General features: G+C 72.4%; 16 protein-coding genes and 2 pseudogenes. 13 read left to right on the top strand and 5 right to left on the bottom strand.

Translation table 11 applies throughout. From position 1 onward, the window contains the following. The first annotated feature begins 108 nt into the window (after positions 1 to 108). The 3 genes from QQY24_RS08090 (at position 109) to QQY24_RS08080 (ending at position 5,511) form a co-directional block, all read left to right on the top strand. Positions 109 to 2,490 (top strand): ATP-binding cassette domain-containing protein, encoded by a 2,382-nt coding sequence (locus QQY24_RS08090; protein WP_301971996.1) that lies wholly within the window; start codon positions 109 to 111, stop codon positions 2,488 to 2,490. A 162-nt stretch (positions 2,491 to 2,652) separates the two neighbouring features. Next, positions 2,653 to 3,540: a FadR/GntR family transcriptional regulator gene (locus tag QQY24_RS08085; protein ID WP_301971995.1), complete on the top strand. Its 888-nt coding sequence runs from the start codon at positions 2,653 to 2,655 to the stop codon at positions 3,538 to 3,540. A 429-nt stretch (positions 3,541 to 3,969) separates the two neighbouring features. Beyond that, a complete protein-coding gene (locus tag QQY24_RS08080; protein ID WP_301971994.1) occupies positions 3,970 to 5,511 on the top strand; it encodes an RNA polymerase sigma factor in 1,542 nt (513 codons plus the stop codon). A 711-nt stretch (positions 5,512 to 6,222) separates the two neighbouring features. Here the strand turns inward: QQY24_RS08080 and QQY24_RS08075 are convergent. After that, positions 6,223 to 6,453, bottom strand: coding sequence for a hypothetical protein (locus QQY24_RS08075; RefSeq protein ID WP_301971993.1), 231 nt, complete (start codon positions 6,451 to 6,453; stop codon positions 6,223 to 6,225). A 440-nt stretch (positions 6,454 to 6,893) separates the two neighbouring features. Between QQY24_RS08075 and QQY24_RS08070 the strand changes: the two genes are divergently transcribed. From QQY24_RS08070 to QQY24_RS08045, 6 genes and pseudogenes are all read left to right on the top strand, one after another. Beyond that, entirely contained in the window at positions 6,894 to 9,017 is a 2,124-nt protein-coding gene (locus tag QQY24_RS08070) for a type IIA DNA topoisomerase subunit B (protein WP_301971992.1), read from the top strand. Positions 9,018 to 9,448: 431 nt separating this feature from the next. Then, positions 9,449 to 9,979, top strand: a complete 531-nt coding sequence (locus tag QQY24_RS08065; RefSeq protein ID WP_301971991.1) for a DUF1453 domain-containing protein — start codon at positions 9,449 to 9,451, stop codon at positions 9,977 to 9,979. Then, a complete protein-coding gene (locus QQY24_RS08060; RefSeq protein WP_301971990.1) occupies positions 9,976 to 11,127 on the top strand; it encodes a sensor histidine kinase in 1,152 nt (383 codons plus the stop codon). The genes QQY24_RS08065 and QQY24_RS08060 overlap by 4 nt, the downstream gene beginning before the upstream one ends. Next, positions 11,124 to 11,807, top strand: a pseudogene (locus QQY24_RS08055) (response regulator). The gene QQY24_RS08060 and the pseudogene QQY24_RS08055 overlap by 4 nt, the downstream one beginning before the upstream one ends. 68 nt (positions 11,808 to 11,875) lie before the next feature. After that, positions 11,876 to 12,424: a DUF485 domain-containing protein gene (locus QQY24_RS08050; protein WP_301971989.1), complete on the top strand. Its 549-nt coding sequence runs from the start codon at positions 11,876 to 11,878 to the stop codon at positions 12,422 to 12,424. Continuing rightward, positions 12,421 to 14,013, top strand: coding sequence for a cation acetate symporter (locus tag QQY24_RS08045; RefSeq protein ID WP_301971988.1), 1,593 nt, complete (start codon positions 12,421 to 12,423; stop codon positions 14,011 to 14,013). Before QQY24_RS08050 ends, QQY24_RS08045 begins: the two co-directional genes overlap by 4 nt. Before the next feature lie 66 nt (positions 14,014 to 14,079). Here the strand turns inward: QQY24_RS08045 and QQY24_RS08040 are convergent, their stop codons facing one another. Then, entirely contained in the window at positions 14,080 to 14,772 is a 693-nt protein-coding gene (locus tag QQY24_RS08040) for a response regulator (protein ID WP_301971987.1), read from the bottom strand. 159 nt (positions 14,773 to 14,931) lie between these two features. Here QQY24_RS08040 and QQY24_RS08035 point away from each other — a divergent pair, with 159 nt between their 5' ends. The 3 genes from QQY24_RS08035 (at position 14,932) to QQY24_RS08025 (ending at position 17,721) form a co-directional block, all read left to right on the top strand. Next, entirely contained in the window at positions 14,932 to 15,747 is an 816-nt protein-coding gene (locus QQY24_RS08035; RefSeq protein WP_301971986.1) for an ABC transporter ATP-binding protein, read from the top strand. Beyond that, the gene (locus QQY24_RS08030; RefSeq protein ID WP_301971985.1) at positions 15,737 to 16,600 is read left to right on the top strand and encodes an ABC transporter permease; all 864 of its coding nucleotides are present in this window, start codon (positions 15,737 to 15,739) and stop codon (positions 16,598 to 16,600) included. Before QQY24_RS08035 ends, QQY24_RS08030 begins: the two co-directional genes overlap by 11 nt. Positions 16,601 to 16,665: 65 nt before the next feature. Continuing rightward, positions 16,666 to 17,721, top strand: a complete 1,056-nt coding sequence (locus QQY24_RS08025) for an ABC transporter substrate-binding protein (RefSeq protein WP_301971984.1) — start codon at positions 16,666 to 16,668, stop codon at positions 17,719 to 17,721. Between the two features lie 130 nt (positions 17,722 to 17,851). Here the strand turns inward: QQY24_RS08025 and QQY24_RS08020 are convergent. From QQY24_RS08020 to QQY24_RS08010, 3 genes and pseudogenes are all read right to left on the bottom strand, one after another. Next, positions 17,852 to 19,542: pseudogene (locus tag QQY24_RS08020) on the bottom strand (ATP-binding protein). A gap of 117 nt (positions 19,543 to 19,659) precedes the next feature. Further along, a complete protein-coding gene (locus QQY24_RS08015) occupies positions 19,660 to 20,601 on the bottom strand; it encodes a sucrase ferredoxin (protein ID WP_301971983.1) in 942 nt (313 codons plus the stop codon). A gap of 21 nt (positions 20,602 to 20,622) precedes the next feature. Further along, complete coding sequence (locus QQY24_RS08010) at positions 20,623 to 21,912, bottom strand: citrate synthase (RefSeq protein WP_301971982.1); 1,290 nt, start codon at positions 21,910 to 21,912, stop codon at positions 20,623 to 20,625. A 111-nt stretch (positions 21,913 to 22,023) separates the two neighbouring features. Here QQY24_RS08010 and QQY24_RS08005 point away from each other — a divergent pair, with 111 nt between their 5' ends. After that, complete coding sequence (locus tag QQY24_RS08005; RefSeq protein WP_301971981.1) at positions 22,024 to 23,190, top strand: citrate synthase; 1,167 nt, start codon at positions 22,024 to 22,026, stop codon at positions 23,188 to 23,190. Positions 23,191 to 23,346: the final 156 nt, after the last annotated feature.

Raw genomic sequence — 23,346 nt, 5'->3', positions numbered from 1 at the left:
CCCCCTGCGTCGAATGGAGGACGGGGAGCGGCCGGACCGGTGCACCACCGGAGAGGCGAAACGGCTTATACCCGAAGAAAGGCGACATCGCGCGCTATCTTGCTGCAGGTGATCGAGGCCTTCGGACTGACCAGCAACACCCGCAAGGCGCGCCCGCCCGCCGTCGACGACGTCTCCTTCGCGGCGCGGACCGGCCATGTCACCGCGCTCCTCGGAGTGACGGGCGCGGGCAAGACGACGGTGCTCGGGCTGATGCTCGAACTCCGGCCGGGGCGCGGCATCACCTACTTCAGAGGCCGCCCCCTGCACCGGATCGCCCATCCGTCACGGGAGGTCGGAACCCTCCTCGGTGACGTACCCGGGCACCCGGCCCGCTCGGTCCGCGGCCACCTGCGCATGCTGTGCGCGGCGGCGGGAGTCCCCGTCCGGCGCGCGGACGAGGTCCTCGAAGTGACCGGCCTCGTCAGCCTGCGCGAGGAACGCCTGGACACGCTGTCACGCGGCATGGACCGCCGGCTGGGACTGGCCTGCGCACTGCTGCCCGACCCGCACACGCTCGTCCTGGACGAACCGACCGACGGTCTCTCCGTCCGGGAGGAGCGCTGGCTGCACGGCATGCTGCGGGCACACGCCTCCCAGGGCGGCACGGTGCTCTACACCACGGCCGACCCCAAGGAGGCCGCCCGCGCGGCCGATCGGGTCGTCACCCTCGACGGCGGCCGGCTCGTCGCCGACCAGGAGGCCGGGGAGTTCGCCCGCACGCGGCTGCGTCCGCGTGTGGCCGTCCGCAGCCCCCACGCCGCCCGTCTCGCGGCCCTGCTCACCAAGGAGGCCCGCACCGCCCGGCGCTCCGTGGAGGTCGTACCGGAGGGCGGCAACCGCCTGTCGGTGTACGGGAGCACGACCGCCGAGATCGGCGAGGTCGCCTTCCGGCACGGCATCCTCGTCCACCAACTCGCCGACGAGGTGGGGGACACTGGGCCGGGCGCGGGGGCGGCACCCGGGGGCGGAGCCGGTCCGGCCGGCCGGGCGCCGGCGATCGGTCGGGAGCGGGCCGTGCCGGCCGGGGAGCGGGCCGTGCCCGACTCCGTGCCGGACAGGTGGGTGCACGTCACCTCCGTCCCCGCTCCGGACTGGCGGGTGCGGGCCGGGGCGGGCTCCGCGACGTCGGAACAGGGTACTGGGCGCGAGCAGGCGGCAGCCGTGCGCTCGGCGTGCCGGACGGAGACCGTGCTCGGCTGGACACCTGTTGAGCAGGGGCAGGGGAGGGAGTCGGGCCGGACGGAGCGGCGCGGCCCCGGTGCCGAGCCGACTGCGCAGGGGGAAAGGCCCCGGGAAGCACCGCGCTCCCCTGCCGTGCAGGGTCGGCCCGAGACCACCGCCGATGTCCCGACCGGCGGGACAGCGGCACCCGGCCCCGCCTCCGCGGCCGGGTCGGAGGACGTCTGCGGTGCCATCGCTCCCGGCGCCGGGGCGACGGTGGCCGGCACGACGTCCGACGCGTCCGCCACGACGGCCGGGACCGCCGTCCCCCCGCCTCCCGCCACGGGCACCGCCGTCGACGCGCCGGCATCCGGAACGTCCGTCCCCGGAGCCCGCAGCCCGGGCGTGCGCGCTGCCGACGCCGGCCGGTCGCGGGCCGGCGACCCGCCGCGCACCGGCGAAGTGCCCGTCCTCGACCTCCTGTCCCCCCTCCCGCCCCCCATCTCCGTCCGCCCCGCCCCCCGTCCCCTCCGCCCCCTGCGCTACGAACTCAGGCGCGCCACCGGAATCGCCACCGGTTTCCTCACCTGCGGGGCCGCGCTGATGGTGTCCGCCCTCACCGCCGTCCTCCTGGCCCGGCTCGGTCACACTCCGCAGGCGCGGCTGTTCGCCGCCTGGCCGCGCCAGGTGCCCCTGCCGCCCGCGGCGCTCGCGGCCGGGCTGCTCGGCGCGCTCGCCTTCGGGGACGAGTTCCGCCATCCCGCGCTGGCGGCGGACGGCGGCACCGTGCCCCGCCGGCTGGGGTTGCTCACCGCCAAACTCCTCGTCGCCGCAGTCACTGCCGTGACGCTGGCCTTCCTCACCGTGGGCTGCGACGCCGAAGTGCTCTACCTCGTTTACGGGCGGGAGCTGACGCAGGTTCCCGGGGACTGGCTCGCCCTGACCGCGAGCTGGTTCGGACTGGTGGTCGCCTGCGCCTGGGTCGGCGTCCTGGCGGCCGGGGTGTTCCGGTCCACCACGGCGGGGCTCGCCACCGTCCTCGCCGTGCCCGTCGTGATCGTCCCGCTCGTGCACGAGGCGTTGCGCGGCCCGGCCGTGCCCATGGCGGCCGGCCTCCCGCTGCGCATGCGGCAGCTGTTGCTGCTGCAGTGGTCCTTCGGGGGAGAGCGCTACCTGATCGCCCTGATCCGGATCGTCGCCCAACCCCTCGGCGTGGCAATGGCGTTGTCGTTGACCGCACTGCTGTGCGCGTATGTGTTCACGGCACTGCGCACCAGGGCTCGATGACGACCGCCCGCACGCTTGTGGTCCCCCTGTGTGCACAACTCCCCAGGAAACGCCCATTTCTTTCCGATAAGGCGTCAATTGCGACGAGGTGAGCGATCACCCTTTCGTGTGCTTTTCACCAAAGACCTCAAGGGAGTTGGAAGCAACGCCGACAAAGGATCCGTGAGTACCCTTGCGCACACCATGATGACCGCCGCCCGCTCCGCAGACTCCGGTCTGGCCGGCCCGGGCGGACTCGACCGCCACCCCTACGCCGACGGCCCGGCGACCGACCGTGCCGGAACGCCCGCCTGGGAGGGGGCGGAGCCCGAGCTGGGCCGCGTGGGCCGACGTGCCGGAGGCAGCCGCGGACGCGGACTGCACGGCCAACTCGTCCAGCAGCTCGGTCAGATGATCGTATCGGGCGACCTGGGGGCGGACCGCCCCCTCGTGCCGGAGGAGATCGGCCAGCGCTTCGAGGTCTCCCGCACCGTCGTCCGGGAGTCCCTCCGGGTCCTGGAGGCCAAGGGGCTCGTCAGCGCCCGTCCCAATGTCGGCACGCGCGTGCGTCCCGTCAGTGACTGGAACCTCCTGGACCCGGACATCATCGAGTGGCGGGCCTTCGGCCCGCAACGCGACGACCAGCGCCGGGAGCTGAGCGAGCTGCGCTGGACGATCGAGCCGCTCGCCGCCCGCCTCGCCGCCGGACACGGGCGCGAGGAGGTGCAGCAGCGCATCTCCGACATGGTCGAGATCATGAGCCACTCCGTCGCCCAGGGCGACGCGCTGACCTTCGCGCGCGCCGACAGCGAGTTCCACTCACTGCTCATCCAGCTCGCGGGCAACCGGATGCTGGAGCACCTGTTCGGGATCGTCTCCTCCGCACTCCAGGTCTCCGGCGGTCCGGTCACGGGCTGTGACCGGCCGAGCGAGGCATCCCTCGCGCAGCACGCGCGGATCGTCGACGCGCTGGGCACCGGCGACGGCACGGCGGCGGAGGCGGCCATGCGGCAGCTGCTCACCGTCCACCCCGAGGCGGAGCGCGTGGTCCCCGCCCCGCGGGAGCACTGACCGCGTCCGGGGCGGTGCGGTCGCCGGTGTGCCCTGGTGCCGGGGCTCCCGCGGTGGCGGCGCGGGGCCCGGGAGCCGGCGGCGCCGCCACCGTCGGAGGGTGAGCTCCGACGGGGTCCGACGGTACGGCGGACCGTCGCGCTCAGCGGTCGCCCGGCCGACACGGCGGCGATCACTTTTATTCATGTTCGACCGTTTTTGAGCGCTTACAGGGTGTGACTCGGGCCACGCAGATTGGGCGTAACGCTCGCGGGGGCAGCGCGATGACCTAAGAGGTGACAGCCGCGGAGGGAATACGGACGCCATAGCAGGCGCTGTGCATCTTCCCCGGCACCGCCCGCGCCGTCGGCCCGTCCCCAGGCCGGTGGTCGGTTCCCGTCCACGCGGACGGGGCCGGAAGCCGTTTTCCAACGTTCCGAGAGGTTGTTCGTGTCGGCCAGCACATCCCGTACGCTCCCGCCGGAGATCGCCGAGTCCGTCTCTGTCATGGCGCTCATTGAGCGGGGAAAGGCTGAGGGGCAGATCGCCGGCGACGATGTGCGTCGGGCCTTCGAAGCTGACCAGATTCCGGCCACTCAGTGGAAGAACGTACTGCGCAGCCTCAACCAGATCCTCGAGGAAGAGGGTGTGACGCTGATGGTCAGTGCAGCAGAGCCCAAGCGCACCCGAAAGAGCGTCGCTGCGAAGAGCCCAGCGAAGCGCACCACCACCAAGACGGTCGCGGCGAAGGCGGTGACCACCAGGAAGGCCACCGCCACCACGGCCGCCCCGGCGGCATCCGCCGTTCCGGCCGCGGACGGCCCCGCCGAAGAGGCCGCCCCCGCCAAGAAGGCCGCGGCCAAGAAGGTGACGGCCAAGAAGGCGGTCGCGAAGAAGGCCGTCGCCAAGAAGACGGCGGCCAAGAAGACGACGGCCGGCAAGGACGACGTCGAGCTCCTCGAGGAAGAGGTCCTCGAGGACGCGAAGGTCGCCGACGAGCCCGAGGGCACCGAGAGTGCGGGCTTCGTCCTGTCCGACGAGGACGAGGACGACGCGCCGGCCCAGCAGGTCGCGGCGGCCGGCGCCACCGCCGACCCGGTCAAGGACTACCTCAAGCAGATCGGCAAGGTCCCCCTCCTCAACGCGGAGCAGGAGGTCGAGCTGGCCAAGCGCATCGAGGCGGGCCTGTTCGCCGAGGACAAGCTGGCCAACTCCGACAAGCTCGCTCCCAAGCTGAAGCGCGAGCTGGAGATCATCGCCGAGGACGGCCGCCGCGCCAAGAACCACCTCCTGGAGGCCAACCTCCGTCTGGTGGTCTCCCTGGCCAAGCGCTACACCGGCCGCGGCATGCTCTTCCTGGACCTCATCCAGGAGGGCAACCTGGGTCTGATCCGCGCGGTGGAGAAGTTCGACTACACCAAGGGCTACAAGTTCTCCACCTACGCCACCTGGTGGATCCGTCAGGCGATCACCCGCGCCATGGCCGACCAGGCCCGCACCATCCGCATCCCGGTGCACATGGTCGAGGTCATCAACAAGCTCGCCCGCGTGCAGCGCCAGATGCTCCAGGACCTGGGCCGTGAGCCCACTCCGGAGGAGCTGGCCAAGGAACTCGACATGACCCCGGAAAAGGTCATCGAGGTCCAGAAGTACGGCCGTGAGCCCATCTCGCTGCACACCCCGCTGGGTGAGGACGGCGACAGCGAGTTCGGTGACCTGATCGAGGACTCCGAGGCCGTCGTCCCCGCCGACGCCGTCAGCTTCACGCTCCTGCAGGAGCAGCTGCACTCCGTGCTCGACACCCTGTCCGAGCGCGAGGCCGGCGTCGTCTCCATGCGCTTCGGTCTCACCGACGGTCAGCCGAAGACCCTCGACGAGATCGGCAAGGTGTACGGCGTGACGCGTGAGCGCATCCGACAGATCGAGTCCAAGACGATGTCGAAGCTGCGTCACCCTTCGCGTTCCCAGGTGCTGCGCGACTACCTCGACTAGGTCCCGGTCGTACGACGGCGAAGGCCCGGCTCCCCTCGTGGGGGCCGGGCCTTCGGGCTGTGTGTCACGCCGAACCGCGTGCGGGGTTCGCGGGCCACCGCAGGCCGTACGGGCCCCGCCGACGGCCGAGGGCCAGCGGATCGCCGTCCGGGAGTCACGGGTCGGCCCCGGCCGCGGAGCGCCTCCGGTGGCCCGTCGCGCTCACGCTCGCCGAGTCGCTGCCGGCGGGCTCCACCGTGCCCCGGGCACCTGCCGACGATCCGGCGTGCGCACCGGGTCACGGTCCGCGTGGTGTCCGGATGGCACGACACGACCGGCGGGGGCGCCTGTGCGCATCGGCCGCACGTGGCCCACGTGTGCGTGGCGTACCGGTCGACGCCCTGCGCACCCGCTCCGCCCGGGCGGGGCGGCACCTGCCGGGCCGGCCCCGCGCCGCAGAGGGCGCGCGCGGGGACCGCGCACCCGCCGCGGTGGCGGGGGCGACCCACCGGCGGCCGGGGCGGCTGTGGGCGCGCAGGCGGCCCTGGCGTCTGTGCGCGCGTGCCGGGACGTCCGGGCGCTGGGAGCCGGCCGCTGCTGCTCCCGTAGGCCGGCAGGCGGCCCTGAGGCCCTTCGACGCCGTCGGCATGAGCGCGGGCGGCCGTTCCTGGAGTGGAACGACCGCCCGTTCACCGGCCTGTGCCGGGGCTGGCTCGTCGTGGTGTGCGAGATTCAGCGCTCTTCTTCCACAGCGGCGTTCGAAGTGGAGGTCAGCCGCTCCGACTCGTCCTGTATCTCAGCGGCGATCTTCTTGAGTTCCGGCTCGAACTTGCGACCGTGGTGGGCGCAGAAGAGCAGTTCTCCGCCGCTCAGCAGGACGACGCGCAGGTATGCCTGGGCGCCGCAGCGGTCGCAGCGATCGGCGGCCGTCAGCGGGCTCGCGGGGGTCAGAACAGTAGTCACGTCGCCTCTTCTCTAGCTCGACGAGCTGTCGTACCAGGGTCAACATCCAACCAGCCCGAAAACGTTCCCGCTCGTGGCTTTTCCTCGAAAAAATCTTTCCAGGTCGGCTGTCTGCTGCCGGTTTGGCGGCGAATGTGCCGTTTGCGTGTCTGGTGTGCTTACGGGTTCGCGCTGTCTTCGGTGTCGGTCCTCCCGGCCGGGTTGCCGGTTGTTCATGAGGACGTGCCCGGAGCCTAAATGGTTCATGCCTCCAATGGAACGTGATATGTGCTTCACTCTCACGAGGGATCGAACAGGCATACGAGGCTGGTCTAGTCTGAGTTCCCCACGAGGGTGGCGTTACACCGCCTCTACCAGGCGTCGGTACCCTCTGTGCGGTGACCGAAGCCGCCCCCTTACCCAAAGGGGAGCCATCTGAAATTCAGCGAGGAGCGAACCGCGTGACCGCCGATACGTCCGTGCCGTCCACAGCGCTGCTGACAGGAGCAGACCGGGACGGTTCCAACTACACCGCGCGGCACCTGCTCGTCCTCGAGGGCCTCGAAGCCGTGCGCAAACGCCCGGGCATGTACATCGGCTCGACCGACAGCCGCGGCCTGATGCACTGCCTCTGGGAGATCATCGACAACTCCGTCGACGAGGCACTCGGGGGCTACTGCGACCACATCGAGGTGATCCTCCACGACGACGGCTCCGTGGAGGTGCGGGACAACGGCCGCGGCATCCCCGTGGACGTGGAGCCGAAGACCGGCCTGTCCGGTGTCGAGGTCGTCATGACCAAGCTCCACGCGGGCGGCAAATTCGGCGGGGGTTCGTACGCCGCGTCCGGCGGCCTGCACGGTGTCGGCGCCTCCGTGGTCAACGCCCTCTCCGCCCGGCTCGACGTCGAGGTGGACCGCGGGGGCCACACCCACGCCATCAGCTTCCGGCGCGGCGTGCCGGGCGCCTTCCGCGGGAACGGGCCGGACGCCAGGTTCGAGGCCGGGAGCGGTCTGGCCAAGGCCAGGAAGATCCCCAAGAACCGCACCGGCACGCGGGTGCGGTACTGGGCCGACCGGCAGATCTTCCTCAAGGACGCCAAGCTCGCCCTGGAGAACCTCCACCAGCGCGCCCGTCAGACGGCTTTCCTGGTCCCCGGCCTGACCATCGTCGTCCGCGACGAGTTCGGGCTCGGCGAGGGCGGCAGCAAGGGCGAGGAGTCCTTCCGCTTCGACGGCGGCATCAGCGAGTTCTGCGAGTACCTGGCGAACGACAAGCCGGTCTGTGACGTCCTCCGCTTCTCGGGGCAGGGCACCTTCAAGGAGACCGTCCCGGTCCTGGACGACCACGGCCAGATGACCCCCACCGAGGTCACCCGCGAACTGGGCGTGGACGTGGCGCTGCGCTGGGGCACGGGCTACGACACCACCCTGCGCTCGTTCGTCAACATCATCGCCACCCCCAAGGGCGGCACCCACGTGGCCGGTTTCGAACAGGCCGTCGCCAAGACGATGAACGAGATGCTGCGCGCCAAGAAGCTGCTGCGCGTGGCCGAGGACGACATCGTCAAGGACGATGCCCTGGAAGGCCTGACCGCGGTCGTCACCGTACGGCTGGCCGAGCCGCAGTTCGAGGGCCAGACCAAGGAGGTGCTGGGCACCTCGGCGGCCCGCCGCATCGTGTTCAACGTGATCACGAAGGAACTCAAGGCGTTCCTGACCAGCACCAAGCGGGACGCCGCCGCCCAGGCCCGTGTCGTGATGGAGAAGGTGGTCGCCGCCGCCCGCACCCGCGTGGCGGCCCGCCAGCACAAGGACGCCCAGCGGCGGAAGACCGCCCTGGAGTCCTCGTCCCTGCCCGCCAAGCTCGCCGACTGCCGCAGCGACGACGTCGACCGCAGTGAACTGTTCATCGTCGAGGGCGACAGCGCGCTCGGTACGGCGAAGCTGGCGCGGAACTCGGAGTTCCAGGCACTGCTGCCGATCCGGGGCAAGATCCTCAACGTGCAGCGGTCGTCCGTGACCGACATGCTCAAGAACGCCGAGTGCGGCGCGATCATCCAGGTCATAGGAGCCGGCTCGGGCCGCACCTTCGACATCGACCAGGCCCGCTACGGCAAGATCATCATGATGACCGACGCCGACGTGGACGGATCCCACATCCGTTGTCTGCTGCTCACGCTGTTCCAGCGCTACATGCGGCCCATGGTCGAGGCCGGCCGGGTCTTCGCCGCGGTCCCGCCGCTGCACCGCATCGAGCTGATCCAGCCGAGGAAGGGCCAGGACAAGTACGTCTACACGTACTCGGACCGTGAGCTGCGCGACAAGCTCATGGGGTTCCAGAGCAAGGGCATCCGGTACAAGGACTCCATCCAGCGGTACAAGGGCCTGGGCGAGATGGACGCCGACCAGCTGGCCGAGACCACGATGGACCCGCGCCACCGCACCCTGCGCCGGATCAACCTCTCCGACCTGGACGCCGCCGAACAGGTCTTCGACCTGCTGATGGGTAACGACGTGGCTCCCCGCAAGGAGTTCATCTCCAGCTCGGCGGCGACGCTGGACCGCTCCCGGATCGACGCGTAGTGCTACGCCGGACGCCGGGCCGGTCCTCGACCCGAGGAGCGGCCCGGCCTCCGGCGGCCGGGTCCGCCCGCGCGCCGGGGAACGGCCCGGCCGGTGCGCGGACGCTCGCCCGGACGCCCGGCAGCAGTGCGGCGGCTGCCGGGCCCCCGCACCCCCGCAGAGCTTCGCGCGCCCGTGCAGTCCGGCGCCGTGGCGGAGCCTCGCGCCGTTTCCCGCCCCGCGCCCTGCCGTGGCATGCCGTGCGCTGAGGGGGCCCATGCGGTGGCCGACGGAGTCGAGAAGGCGTTTCCCCACCCGCGGGTGGAGGGCCACGGGTACGGGTTTCCACCCGTGATCCACCCGCAATCCGATCCTCTGACCTGCGGACTTCCGTAGCTTCGAAAGGGTCGGCGGCGCCCGCTTCCGGCTTCCTTCCGTTCACGGAGGCTCCGGTGTCCGGGCTCGTCAACGCACTGGTGATCGCGGCGGTCGCTGCCGTGGTGATCGTGCACCGGTTCCGCGCCCGCCCGGTCGGTACCGACCGGCGCTGGTGGCTGCTGCCCGCCGTCCTTGCGGTGACGGCGCTGCGCGAGCCCGGCGTGCTCGACGCCCACCACCGCACCGAGTCGGCCGCGCTGCTCGCCGTGGAGATCCTCATCGGGCTGGTCACGGGCGCCGGCTGGGCCTGGACGAGCCTCGTCTGGACGGAGCCGGACGGTGTCGTGTGGACCAGGAGCAGCAGGGCGAGCGGCATCGTATGGGCCGTCGGGATAGCGCTGCGCGCCGCGGTCTTCGCCCTGGGCTCGGTCACCGGCGTGCGTCAGGACGGCTCCGCCCTGACGCTCGGCCTCGCCGGCACCCTGCTGGTCCGTGCCGGGATCCTCGCCCGGCGGGCGCAGTCCCCCGGCACCGGAAGCCGCCCCGTCCCGGCGGCATACGGTGACGCCGCGCGGCCGGCCCCGGCGTGGAAGGAGCGCGTGTGAGCGACGACGTCTGGACGCGCTGGCCCTCGCGCGAAGCGCTCGGCCGCGCGGGGACCACCCGGCCGCGCCGGCTCCTCGCCCGGGCCGTCCGGCTGCCGGTGCTCGGGCTGCTGCTGTGGGGCGCCTTCAGCCAGAACCACGTCGACGCCCGGGGCGCCGTCGCGGCGGCGGCCGGCGTGCTCCTGGCCACCGTCGTCTCCTGGGCCTTCTTCCAGACCACCTGCGAACACCGGCTGCTGCCGTCCGTGGCTCTCATGGTGGTGCTCCTGGGCACCGCGGCCGCGGCGCAGACCACCGGGTTCACCGGCCCCGCCCTGGTGATCTGGTGCGGCTGCGGCATCGCGGCACCGGAACGGCTGCCTCTCGGCGCCGCCCTGTCCGTGACGGCGGTGGCGCTCGCCTCGTACGCCACGTTCGACAACGACGTGTGGCTGACCACGGCCGCCACGGTGGTGGGCATGGTCCTCGCCGGATACGTGGTGCGACTGGACGCGGAGGGCCGGGGCAACACGCAGCGGCTGCTCGTCCAGGAGCGGGCCACGCGGGCCGCCGAGGCGGAGTCGGCGGCGCTGGCCGAGCGGGCGGGGATAGCCCGGGAGATCCACCACGTGCTCGCCCACAGCCTCTCCGCGCAGTTGGTGCACCTGGAGGCGGCCCGGCTGCTGATCGAGCGGGGAGCGGGCCGGGAACAGATCCTGGAGCGGGTGGCGGCCGCCCGGGGCATGGCCCGCGACGGACTCGCCGAGACCCGGCAGGCCCTGTCCGCGCTGCGCGGCGAGCCGGCCCCGCTGGAGGAGTTCCTGACCGAACTCGTCAGCGCGGCCGACGGCGCGGGGATCACCGTCACGGGTGAACGCAGGCCCCTGCCGGCCGAGGTCTCCCAGGCCGTGCGCCGGGTGGCGCGGGAGGCGCTGACGAACGTCCGCAAACACGCCCACGGTGCCGAGGTCGGCCTGCGGCTCGACTACGGCCCGCACGAAGTGACGCCGGACGTGAGGGACTCGGGCGGCCGGCCGGGCGACCTCACGGGCGCCGGTGGCGGGTACGGTCTGCTGGGCATGCGGGAGCGCGCCGAGCTGCTGGGCGGCTCGCTGGACGCGGGGCCGGACGAGGAGGGGTTCGTGGTGACGCTGAAGGTGCCCGTATGACGGAGACGGAGGGGGAGAGGGAATCCGCCCGGGTGGTGGTCGCCGATGACCAGACCGTGGTCAGGGAGGGCATCGTGATGCTGCTCGGGCTGCTGCCGGGCGTGGAGGTCGTGGGTTCCGCCGGGGACGGCGAGGAAGCGGTACGGCTGGCCGGGGAGCTGGCTCCGGACGTGGTGCTGACGGACCTGCCCACGCCCCGCTGCGACGGGGTGGAGGCCACGCGGCGGATCCGTGCCCGGTACCCGAGGACCCAGGTCGTGGTGCTCACCACCTTCGCGGACGACGATTCCCTGTTCCCCGCACTGCGCGCGGGAGCCCGGGGGGTACCTCACCAAGGACGCGGGCGGTGACGAGATCGCGCGCGCGGTGCACAGCGTCCTGTCGGGCGAGGCGGGCCTGTCGCCGAGCGTGCAACGGCGGCTGCTGGAGAGGCTGTCGGAGCCGGAGCCCGCGCCGGCTCCCCCCGAGCCGCCCGACGGGCTGACCGCGCGGGAGACCGAGGTCCTGGTGCCGATGCCGAGGGGCTCACCAACCAGGAGATCGCCCGCAGACTGCACGTCTCCACCGCCACCGTGAAGACCCACATCAACAACCTCTTCGCCAAGACGGGCCTCAAGGACCGGGCGCAGGCGGTGCGTTACGCCTATGGCAAGGGGCTGGCGCGGCCTCCCACGCAGTAGGTCACCTAATGGGGTGAAGCACCCGGGAAGAAGAGTCTGGGATGCTCCCGGTCTGTCCATCCTTGGGCATGCAGTCAAGCAACGGCCGTACCTGCGGAGCCGGGGACGGTCCCGAGAGTTCGGTTGAATACCGGGAAGACCAGGGCGCGGTGCCTCACGAGGTGAGGTACGCGGATCCCTGGTACGACGCACTGACCTCCGGCTGGGGCGACTTGGACGGGGCCGGTGTGCCGGCACCGGTCGTGCCGTCCGCGCGCCGGGAGCGGGACGGAGCGGCCGTCCGGGCCCGCGACGTGTACGTCGAGGTGCAGCGCAGTGAGGCCTTCCAGCAAATGCGCCGCCGGTACCGGAGGTTCGTGGTGCCGGGCGTGGCCGGGTTCCTGTTCTGGTACATCGCCTACGTCGTCACCGCCACGACCGCGCCCGGACTGATGGCCCGCCCCGTGGCCGGGGCGGTGAACGTGGGGATGCTCGCCGGACTCGGGCAGTTCCTCACCACATTCCTGCTCACCTGGGCCTACGCCCGGCACGCGCGGCTGCGCCGGGACCGGGTCGCGCTGGAACTGCGCTGGGACACCCAGGAACTGACCCGTGGAACCGGGGGAGGAGCCTCATGACCGGTCAGCACGAGACGCTCGCGCTGCTGCTCTTCAGCGGCTTCGTGGCGGTCACACTGGGGATCACGACCTGGGTGAGCCGCAAACGGCAGGGTTCGGCCGAGGAGTTCTACGCCGGCGGACGGTTGTTCTCCCCGATGCAGAACGGCTTCGCCGTCGCCGGTGACTACCTGTCGGCCGCTTCCTTCCTCGGCGTCGCGGGGCTCATCGCGCTGTACGGCTACGACGGGTTGCTGTACGTCGTGGGCTTCCAGGTGGCATGGCTGGTCGTGCTGTTCCTGGTGGCGGAACTGGTGCGCAACTGCGGGCGGTTCACCCTGGCCGACGTGGTGGCCGCGCGGATGAGCGAACGGCCGGTGCGGATCGCCGCGGGGGCCTCCTCGGTCACGGTGTCCGTCCTGTACCTGGTGGCGCAGATGGTGGGAGCGGGCAGCCTGGTCGCACTGCTGCTGGGGCGGACCAGCGGGGCGGCCCAGGCCTGGACGGTCATCGGGGTCGGCGCCCTCATGGTGGTCTACGTGTCGTTGGGAGGGATGCGCGCCACCACCTGGATCCAGATCGTGAAGGCGGTCCTGATGCTCTGCGGGACGGTCGCGCTGACCGTCCTGGTGCTGGTCCGGTTCCACGGAGACATCGGCCAGCTGCTGGTCACGGCCGCGGACCGCAGCGGCCACGGGGAGGCGTTCCTGGCGCCGGGCCTGAAGTACGGCGGCACCTGGACCGCCCGCATCGACTTCATCAGTCTGGGGCTCGCACTGGTGCTGGGCACGGCCGGGCTGCCCCACATCCTGTCCCGCTTCTACACCGTGCCGACCGCGCGGGCCGCCCGCCGCTCGGTGGTGTGGTCGATCGGGCTGATCGGCGGCTTCTACCTGATGACGATCGTCCTCGGGTTCGGGGCGGCCGCGGTCGTGGGCCCGGAAGCCGTGCGTGGTTCCAACGCGGCCGGGAACACCGCGATTCCGCTGCTCGCCCTCGACCTGGGCGGCGGCGCCGGATCCACGGGCGGCACGATCCTGTTCGCTGTCGTCGCCGCCGTGGCCTTCGCCACGATCCTCGCGGTGGTCGCCGGGATCACACTGGCCTCCTCGGCGTCGGTGGCCCACGACCTGTACGTGTCGCTGCGCCGGTCGCACGCCAGGGTCCGCAGCGAGGTGGCGGTGGCCCGGTGGGCGGCGGCCGGCATCGGCGTCGTCGCGATCGCACTCGGTCTGCTGGCCCGGGACCTCAACGTCGCCTTCCTGGTCGGCCTCGCCTTCGCCGTGGCGGCGTCGGCGAACCTGCCGGTCCTGCTCTACTCGCTCTTCTGGCGCGGCTTCACCACGCGTGGTGCGGTGTGGGCCGTGTACGGCGGACTGATCCCCGCAGCCGTCCTCGTGCTGGTGTCACCGGTGGTGTCCGGCAGCCCGGGCTCGCTGTTCCCGGGTGTCGACTTCCAGTACTTCCCGCTGGAGAACCCGGGCATCGTGTCCATTCCGCTCGGCTTCCTGGCCGGCTGGCTCGGCACGGTCACCTCGGACGAGGTCGCCGACGAGGCCCAGTACGCCGAGACCGAGGTGCGTTCGCTGACCGGAGCCGGAGCGGTGTAGCACCGGTGCACCCGGCGCTGCGGGCGCGTCCGCACGCCGGCGACGCGGTCGAGTGCCGCCCGGAGGTCACGGCGCCACCCAGGCGTACCGGTGCTCCGGGCGGCCGGTGTCGCCGTACCTCAGGGAGAGGTGCAGACGGCCCGCCTGTTCCAGGTGGCGGAGGTAGCGCTGGGCGGTGGAACGGCTCAGACCGGTCCTGGCGGCGACCTCGTGAGCCGACAGCGGATGGTCCGCGCGGTGCAGGACACCGCAGATGAGCTCAGTGGTCGGCTCGGAATGGCCACTGGGCGGACCGGGCGGGGAAGGGGCGGGGACCGTGCGCAGGGCGCCGAAGATCCGGTCGACCTGTTCCTGCCCTGTCAGCCCCCGGCCGCCCACCCGGTCGACGGTGCGGCGCAGGGCGGCGTACGAGTCCAGACGGGTGCGCAGGGCGGCGAAGGTGAAGGGCTTGACCAGGTAGTGCAGGGCGCCCAGCCGCATGGCCTTCTGGACGGTCGTGACGTCGCTGGCCGCGGTGATCATGATGACGTCGGTGCCGTGGCCCTGTTCCCGCATGTCGTGGACGAGTTCGAGGCCGGTACGGTCCGGCAGGTAGTGGTCGAGCAGCACCAGGTCGACGGTGCCGCGTTCGACGGCAGCCAGGGCCTGTGCGGCGCTGTGCGCGCGGGCGGTGACCCGGAAGCCGGGAACCTTTCCCACGTACGCGGCGTTTATCTCCGCGACGCGGAAGTCGTCGTCCACGACCAGGACGTCAATCATCAGGCCTCTCCTTCAAGGCCGGCGAGCGGTCAAGCCCGTGTTTCGGCTCCGTAGTTGTAACGCGAGCAAAACGAGCACAACAGGTTACTGCGAGCAAAAGAACGGCTTGCGCTCACAAGACTGCTGCTGTGGCCGGAACCACACCTACCGTCCCGGGCCATGAGCGCAGACACCAGCCCCGCCATCGAGCTACGGGGCGCGAGCAAAACCTTCAGGACCCCCTCGGGGGGCCTGCACACGGCGGTGCGCGGTTTGGACCTCACCGTCGGACGCGGTGAGTTCGTGGCCGTCGTCGGGCCGACCGGCTGCGGCAAGTCCACCACGCTGACGCTGGTCAGCGGATTGGAGGAGCCCAGCGAGGGCGAGGTGCTGGTGGCCGGGGAGCCGGTCGACGGCGTCGGCGGCAAGGTCGGTTTCGTCTTCCAGCAGGACGCCACCTTCCCCTGGCGGACGGCCCTGTCCAACGTCATGGCCGGCCCGCGCTTCCGGGGCGTTCCCAAGGCGGAGGCCAGGAGGAGGGCCCGCGAATGGCTGGCCCGCGTCGGCCTCGCCGCCTTCGAGGACCGGTACCCGCACCAGCTCTCCGGCGGCCAGCGCAAGCGCGTCGCCCTCGCGGCCACCTTCGTCAACGATCCCGAGATCCTCCTCATGGACGAGCCGTTCTCGGCGCTCGACGTGCAGACCCGCGCGCTGATGTCGGACGAGCTGCTGGAGCTGTGGGAGGGGACCGGCGCCTCCGTCGTCTTCGTCACCCACGACCTGGAGGAGTCCATCGCGCTGGCCGACAGGGTCGTCGTGATGACCGCCGGCCCGGCGACGGTGAAGCACGTCTTCGAGATCGACCTGCCCCGGCCGCGCAAGGTGGAGTCGGTGCGCCTGGAGCCGCGGTTCGTCGAGATCTACCGCGAGATCTGGGAGTCCCTCGGCGAAGAGGTCCGCATCACCCGCGAGAGGGGTGCCGCCCATGTCGCCTGAGGCCCTCGACACCCCGGTCGTCGAAACGGCCAGGACCCCGGACCGCGCGCGGACCCGTGCCCAGGCCGCCCGTCGCCGCGGGGCGGTCGTCACCGCGGTGCGGGTACTGCTCCTGGTGGCCGTCCTCGGACTGTGGGAGGGGTTGTCCCGGGCGAAGGTCATCGACCCGTTCAACTTCTCCATGCCCTCGAAGATCTGGGAGCAGATCCACACCTGGGTCACCCACGGCACCGCGCTCGGATCCCTGGGCGAACAGATCTGGTACACGCTGTACGAGGCCCTGCTCGGCTGGCTCATCGGCGTGGTGGCCGGAGTCCTCCTCGGCATCGCCCTCGGGCGGATCAGGTTGCTCGCCGAGGTTCTCGGTCCGTACGTCAAGGTGCTCAACTCGATCCCCAGGATCGTCCTGGCGCCCATCTTCCTGATCTGGTTCGGGCTCGGCCCCTCCTCCAAGGTCGCGTCCGCCGTCGTGCTCGTGTTCTTCCCGGTGTTCTTCAACGCCTTCCAGGGCGCCCGCGAGGTCGACCGCCACCTCGTGGCCAATGCCCGGATCCTGGGCGCGAGCGACCGCAGGGTGACGCTGCAGGTGGTCGTCCCGTCGGCCACCTCGTGGATCTTCACCAGCCTGCACGTCAGCTTCGGGTTCGCCCTCATCGGCGCCATCGTCGGGGAGTACATCGGCGCGACCAAGGGCATCGGACTGCTCGTCGCGCAGTCGCAGAACACCTTCAACGCGGCCGGCGTGTACGCAGCGATGGTCATCCTCGCCCTCGTCGCCCTCGTCGCCGAGGGACTGCTGACCTTCGCCGAGCGCCGCATCTTCCGCTGGAAGCCAGCGGACTCCGACCACTGAACGGTCCCTTCCCGCACCCTCTGCCCCCCTCCCGCACCGCCCTCCCACAAAGGACGTGAACCGCCATGCGCACACCCGCCGGATACGCTTGCCTGGCCGTCGCCGGCCTGCTCGCCCTGTCCTCGCTCACCGCCTGTGCCAACGACGCGGCCGGCACGACTGCCGACAGCGGCGGGGGCGGCGGCAAGGGCGAGTCCGTCAAGATCATGGTGGGCGGCCTGGACAAGCTCATCTACCTGCCCGCGATGCTCACCCAGCGCCTCGGCAACTTCCGGGCCGAGGGCCTGAACGTCCAGCTGCTCAGCGAGCCCGCAGGGGTCCAGGCCGAGACCGCGCTCGTCTCCGGCCAGGTGCAGGGAGCGGTCGGCTTCTACGACCACACCCTCGACCTGCAGGTGAAGGGCAAGTCGGTGGAGTCCGTCGTGCAGTTCTCGCAGGCACCCGGTGAGGTGGAGATGGTCTCGGACAAGGCGTCCGGTGACATCACCTCGCCCGAGGACTTCAAGGGCAGGAAGCTGGGCGTGACCGGCCTCGGTTCCTCGACGGACTTCCTCACCAAGTACCTCGCGGTCAAGAACGGCGTGAAGGTCAGCGAGTTCACGCCGGTCGCTGTGGGCGCCGGACCCACCTTCATCGCGGCACTCCGGAAGGGCGCGATCGACGGGGGCATGACGACCGACCCGACGGTCGCCACGGTCCTGGACGAGAAGGCCGGCAAGATCCTCCTGGACATGCGCACCCCCGAGGGCTCGCAGCGGGCGCTGGGCGGGCCCTACCCGTCGTCCAGCCTGTACATGCAGACGGACTGGGTGAACGGGCACAAGGAGACCGTCCAGAAACTGGTCGATGCATTCGTCAAGACGCTCCAGTGGATGTCCACGCACAGCGCGTCCGAGATCGCCGCGAAAATGCCCGCCGACTACTCGCAGGGCGACAAGACGCTCTACGCCGAGGCCGTCAGGAGCACGCTGCCCATGTTCACCGACGACGGGGTGATGCCCGAGGGCGGCCCCGAGACCGTCGAGAAGGTCCTCAAGGCGTTCAACCCCAACATCAAGAACGCCACGGTCGACCTCGGCCGGACGTACACGACCGAGTTCGTCGAGAAGGCCGGCAAGTGAGCTCTGTCTGAAGCGCGTTCAGGCGCGGTCCGCCCACGCACCGGCCCGGCGGTGGTGGGGGAGTGCCCCTCGGGCGGTCCCGGGCGGTCCCGGGCGGACCGGGCGCCGTCGTCCACGACCAGGATCCCGATCACCGCGCTTCCTCCCCGGTGGGGGCGCCGGTGACGGCGCCGGTCCGGAAGTACACGTCGGCCGCCACCGGCTCCCGTACCTCTCCGGTCAGCGCCTCGGGCAGGACGACGGTGAACTCCGCCCCCCGCCGTCCGCCGCGCCCACCGTCGCGCCACCGCCCTGCCGTTCGGCGAACCGGCGCACCAGCGAGAGCCCGAGGCCGCGCTTGCCGTGCCGGGGCGGTGCCTTGGTAGACCAGCCCTCCGTGAAGATCAGTTCCCGCTGGTCCGCCGGGACGCCGGGCCCCGTGTCGCGCACCCGCAGGACCACCGAACGCCCCTCGGCGCGCAGTTCGACCTCCACGCGCGCGTGGGGGGTGCCCGCGACCGCGTCGAGCGCGTTGTCCACGAGGTTGCCCACGACCGTCACCAGGCCCCGCGGGTCGACCAGCCGGTCCGGCAGCCGTGTGCGTTCCGACACCCACAGCGCCACACCGCGCTCGGCCGCCACGGTCGCCTTGCCGACCAGCAGGGCGGCGAGCAGCGGGTCCTGGATCTTCTCGGTGACCTGTTCGGCGGTGGCCCGGTGGCCGCCGACGACTTCGCCGACGAACTCGACGGCGTCGTCGTACCTCTCCAGTTCCAGCAGGCCGAGCAGGGTGTGCATGCGGTTGGCGTGCTCGTGGTCCTGGGCGCGCAGCGCGTCGATCAGACCGTGCGTGGAGTCCAGTTCACGGCCCAGCTGCTCCAGTTCGGTGCGGTCGCGCAGGGTGGCCACGGCACCGCCGTCGTCGGTGGGCATGCGGTTGGCGACCAGGACGCGCCGGCCGCGGACGGTGAGCAGGTCGGTGCCGGTCACCCGCCCGGTCAGGACGTCCGTCGTGCGCCCCTCGCCCAGCGCCTCGTCCGGGGGCCGCCCGACGGCCTCGTCGCCGATGCCCAGCAGCCGCCGCGCCTCGTCGTTGAGCAGGCGGATGCGGCCGCCGCGGTCGAGGGCGACCACACCCTCCCGGATGCCGTGCAGCATCGCCTCGCGTTCGGCGAGCAGCGCCGAGATGTCGGAGAAGGCCAGGTCCCGGGTCTGCCGCTGTACCCGGCGGGAGACCAGCCAGGCGGCCAGCGCGCCCGCTGCGAGAGCGCCGCCCGCGTAGGCGGACAGTCCCGGGATCGCGCCGATCAGCCGTGCGCGCACGCTGTCGTAGGCGATGCCGACGGAGACCGCCCCGACGATCCGGTGATCGGCGTCGTACAGCGGCACCTTTCCGCGCGCCGAGCGGCCCAGGGTGCCCTTGTCGATCCCCATGACCTCCCGGCCGCCGAGGGCGTCGGTCGGGTCGGTGGAGACCGGGCGGCCGATCCGGCCGGGTGCGGGGTGCGACCAGCGCACCCAGTTCCGGCCCAGCACCACGACGTACTCGGCGTGGGTGGCGTGCCGGATGCGCTCCGCCTCCCGCTGCACCGGACCGTCGCGGGTCGGCCGGGTGTGCTGGACGCCCTCGGCGATCCGCGGGTCCTGTGCCGTGGTCTGCGCGATGGCCAGCGCGCGCCGCATCGCCTCCTGGTCCAGCTGCTCGCTCAGCGGCGCCAGGAACAGCCCGGTCGCGAGCACGGCGACTCCCGCGGCGATCGTCACCTGCATGAGCAGCACCTGTGAGAACACCCGCCGGGGCAGACCGAGGCGCAGACGGCGTGCGGGGGGAGTGGGGCTCATGGGCACGACGGTACGGGGACGGGCGGCACGGGTCGTAGGGGCGGTGCGGATCCTTCGACCCCTTCTTGTTCCTGGGGCGGTCACGTCCGCGGGGCGGTCGACGGAGCGCCCGGGCCCTCAGCCCGCCAGCGCCGTGGTCCTCAGCTCGCGGACCGCCACCACGTCCATCCGCGCCGGTGCTCCGAGCACCGCCGCTCCGCAGGTCTCGGGGCGCGGCGGCAGCGCCGCGCCCCGGGCCACGGTGACGCGCCAGCGACGGCCGTCGGCGTGGGCGACGGTGACCTCCCAACGGGGCGCGCCGCCCTCGGTCCGTACGACAGCCAGCGCGCCTGCCGCGTACTCGCCCGACGCCGAGCGCACGGCCAGTTCGGCCGCCTGGCCGGGCCGTTCCCAGGCCGAGCACCCGCGGCACCCCTCGACCACGACGCGGCCCTCCCGGGCGCCCTGCAGGGCCTCCCTGACGGTGTGCGCCTCGGCGCGTCCGTACGCGTATCCGTACGGCAGCACGAGCACCGTCGGAGAGAAGCGGTGACCACCCAGATGGGTGACCTCCCAGACGCCCTGGACCCCGGACGCGGCCAGCTCGGCGGCGAGGGGACGGCCCAGGAGCGCGCAGCAGCGGTCGCGCTTGCCGTTGGTGCACACGAGGGCGAGCGGGTCGCCCCCGTGCGGCCGGCCGCCGAGCGCGGCGCCGAAGGACCGGTGGTCGCCCGCGCCGAGCGCGGCCAGGTCGAGGTCGAGCAGCCGGCGCGGATCGCGGAGGGTGGCGCTGTGCAGCCACACGTTCCCGGGCACCGTGTGGGCCGCGTACACGTGCCGGACCGGGGGCGGGCCCGGGTCGGCGTGGCGGCCCGGACGCCGGATGAGGGCGACGCGGACGCCGGTTCCCCCGGCGGCGGCCTCCAGGGCGCGCCCCAGTACGGGATCGAGGTGACTCGAAGTGAGTGCCCTGGCACCCCACGGGCCGGGCTGCTCCAGCAGCAGCCACGTCGTCGCCGTGGCCGCCGTGCCGGGAACGGGCTCGTCGAAGCTCCGGGAGACGGTCGCACACCTACTCACACAGGTAAGCCTAACCTATCTCTACTCGAAATGGTTCCCGGCCGGGTGCCCGCCCTGCCCCGGGAGGGGCCGCGGCGGCCGTGCGCCGACGTAGTGACCGCTCGGGCGCATGCGCAGCGGGCGTTCGCCGTACTCCTCCAGGGCGTGGGCGATCCAGCCCGCCGTCCGGGCGACGGCGAAGATCGTCTCGCCGGCCGTGGCGGGCATGCCGCAGGAGGCCGTGAAGACGGCGAGGGCCAGGTCGACGTTGGCGTGCAGCGGGGTGTGGCGGGCGGCCGTGGTGATGACGTCACGGGCCGCGAGCAGGGCCGGTTCCGCCCGCGGCACCTCTTCCAGCAGGCCGAACAGCACGCGTGCGCGCGGGTCCTCGCCGGTGTAGAGCCGGTGACCGAGGCCCGGGACGCGCCGGCCCGCGCGCAGTTCGTCCGCGATCACCGGGACCGCGGTGCCCCGGTCGAGCACGTCGAGCAGCATCCGGTGGGCCAGGCCGCTGGCGGCGCCGTGCAGCGGGCCCTCCAGAACGCCGAGCCCGGCCGAGACGGCCGCGTAGACGTGTGCGCGGGCGGAGGCGGCCACCCGGACGGCGAGCGTGGAGGCGGCCAGGTCGTGGTCGGCGAGCAGGGCGAGGGCGGCGTCCAGGACGCGCAGGGAGGCGTCGTCCGCGGGGCGGCCGGTGAGCCGGGTCCACAGGCGCCGGGCCAGCGGGCCGTCGTCCCCGTGGCCGTGGAGCGCGGGCGGCAGCGCGGCGACCAGTGTGGGGATCAGGATGCGGCCCGTGCTCAGGACGGCCGCCTCGGACAGGTCGAAGCGCAGCGGGTCCTCGGCCGCCGCGGCGATCGCCGCCACCCGCAGCCGGTCGGTCGGGGAGGCGTGCCCGGACAGTGCACTCGCGGCGTGCCGCGCGACCGCGACGGTGGCCCCGGGCGCCGTGAAGGCCGCGCCCGGGGCCGGACGGCCGGTCCACAGCCACTCCGCGACCTCCTCGTAGGAGTGGCGGGCGGCCAGCTCCGCGGCGTCGACGCCGCGGAAGTAGTACCGGTCCTCCTCGATCAGCGTGATGCGGGTCCGGACGGAGAGGTCCCCGCCAAAGCCCGCGGTCCCCGCGGCGTCGCGCCGGTTGCGCCGGGCGAGGGCCTCGACCTCCTCCGCCTCGAAGGTGCTGGCGCGCCCCCCGGGTTCGCGTCTGCTGCTGAGCAGGCCCCGGCTCACGTAGGCGTACACGGTCTCCGGCTTCACGCCGAGGACCTCGGCGGTCTCCTTGGTGGTCAGCCTGCGCCCGGGGAGGCCGGCGGGGGATTCGTGATCGCGCATGGGGCCACCGTAGTGGTCCCTGGACACGTTGAACATGGAGATTGATTCAATCAACATTGACAGAAGGTGCGTCAAGGATGAACAGTCGAATCAAGTCCAGGGAGGATCACCATGACCGTCCACACGGCTGTCACCCCGCTCATCGACGCACCCCGCGGTCTCGCGGGCGTCGTCGTCGCCGACACCGAGATCGGTGACGTCCGCGGGCGCGAAGGCTTCTACCACTACCGCCAGTACTCGGCCGTCGAGCTGGCGCGCACCCGCGGCTTCGAGGACGTCTGGCACCTCCTGGTGCACGGTGCGCTCCCCGGCGCGCGGCGCCGTGCCGCCTTCGCCGCCGAGACCGCCGCACTGCGCCGGCTGCCCGCGGAGGTCGGCGCCGCCCTGCCGGCCGTCGCCGCGGCGAGCCGCGCCTCCGGTCCGCTGGCCGGGCTGCGCACCGCGTTGTCCCTGCTGGGCGCCGCGCGGGGCTTCCGGCCGGTCCACGACCTCGACGCCGACCGTCGCCGCGCCGACACCCTGATCGCCTGCGCCGCCGTACCCACGCTGCTCACCGCCCTCCACCGCCTCGGCCGCGGGCTCGACCCGGTGGAACCCCGCGAAGACCTCCCCTACACGGCCAACTACCTGTACATGCTCACCGGTGAGGAACCGGAACCGCGGCGGACCCGTGCCGTCGAGCAGTACCTGATCTCCGCCATCGACCACGGATTCAACGCGTCAACCTTCACCGCGCGGGTCATCGCGTCCACGGGCGCCGACGTGGCCGCCTGTCTGGCCGGTGCCGTGGGCGCGCTGTCCGGGCCGTTGCACGGAGGGGCACCCAGCCGTGCCCTGGACACCCTGGACGCGATCGGAACGCCGGACCGGATCGGCCCCTGGATCCGGGAACGCGTGCGCGCGGGCGACCGGGTCATGGGCTTCGGGCACGCCGTCTACCGCACGCAGGACCCGCGCTCGCGGATGCTGCGCGAGATCGCCCTCGGTTTCGGCGGTCCGCGCGTCGAGTTCGCCGTCGAGGTCGAACGGCAGGTCGAGGCGATCCTCGCCGAGCTGAAGCCCGGCCGCGAACTGCACACCAACGTCGAGTTCTACGCCGGCGTGGTCATGGAACTGTGCGGCCTGCCCCGCGAGATGTTCACGCCCACCTTCGCCGCGGCGCGCGTGGTGGGCTGGAGCGCCAACCTCCTGGAGCAGGCGGCGGACTCTAAGATCATCCGCCCGGTGGCGCGGTACGTGGGCCCGCCCGCCCCGGCCGCAGTGCCGGCCGGCGACTGACGCCGGCGGGGACGGGTACCGGCGCAGGAGGCGTGGACGGGCCGGGACCGCCCCGCCCGGCGGCGAGGCGGAGGCTGTCGCCACGCGGTCCACGCGGTCCACGGCGGTCCACGCGGTCCACGGCGGTCCACGGCGGCCTGCGGCGCCCGGGCTCGT

Source organism: Streptomyces sp. TG1A-8 (assembly GCF_030499535.1).
In the GTDB taxonomy this organism is placed as follows: Bacteria; Actinomycetota; Actinomycetes; order Streptomycetales; family Streptomycetaceae; genus Streptomyces.
The sequence above is the reverse complement of the archived record's forward strand: the minus strand, read 5'-3'. Positions and strand labels throughout refer to the sequence as shown.

Coding starts and splice junctions, on each gene's coding strand:
- QQY24_RS08050 (WP_301971989.1), top strand. CDS start 11,876: ATGCAGTCAAGCAACGGCCGTACCTGCGGAGCCGGGGACGGTCCCGAG.
- QQY24_RS08045 (WP_301971988.1), top strand. CDS start 12,421: ATGACCGGTCAGCACGAGACGCTCGCGCTGCTGCTCTTCAGCGGCTTC.
- QQY24_RS08040 (WP_301971987.1), bottom strand. CDS start 14,772: ATGATTGACGTCCTGGTCGTGGACGACGACTTCCGCGTCGCGGAGATA.
- QQY24_RS08035 (WP_301971986.1), top strand. CDS start 14,932: ATGAGCGCAGACACCAGCCCCGCCATCGAGCTACGGGGCGCGAGCAAA.
- QQY24_RS08030 (WP_301971985.1), top strand. CDS start 15,737: ATGTCGCCTGAGGCCCTCGACACCCCGGTCGTCGAAACGGCCAGGACC.
- QQY24_RS08025 (WP_301971984.1), top strand. CDS start 16,666: ATGCGCACACCCGCCGGATACGCTTGCCTGGCCGTCGCCGGCCTGCTC.
- QQY24_RS08010 (WP_301971982.1), bottom strand. CDS start 21,912: ATGCGCGATCACGAATCCCCCGCCGGCCTCCCCGGGCGCAGGCTGACC.
- QQY24_RS08005 (WP_301971981.1), top strand. CDS start 22,024: ATGACCGTCCACACGGCTGTCACCCCGCTCATCGACGCACCCCGCGGT.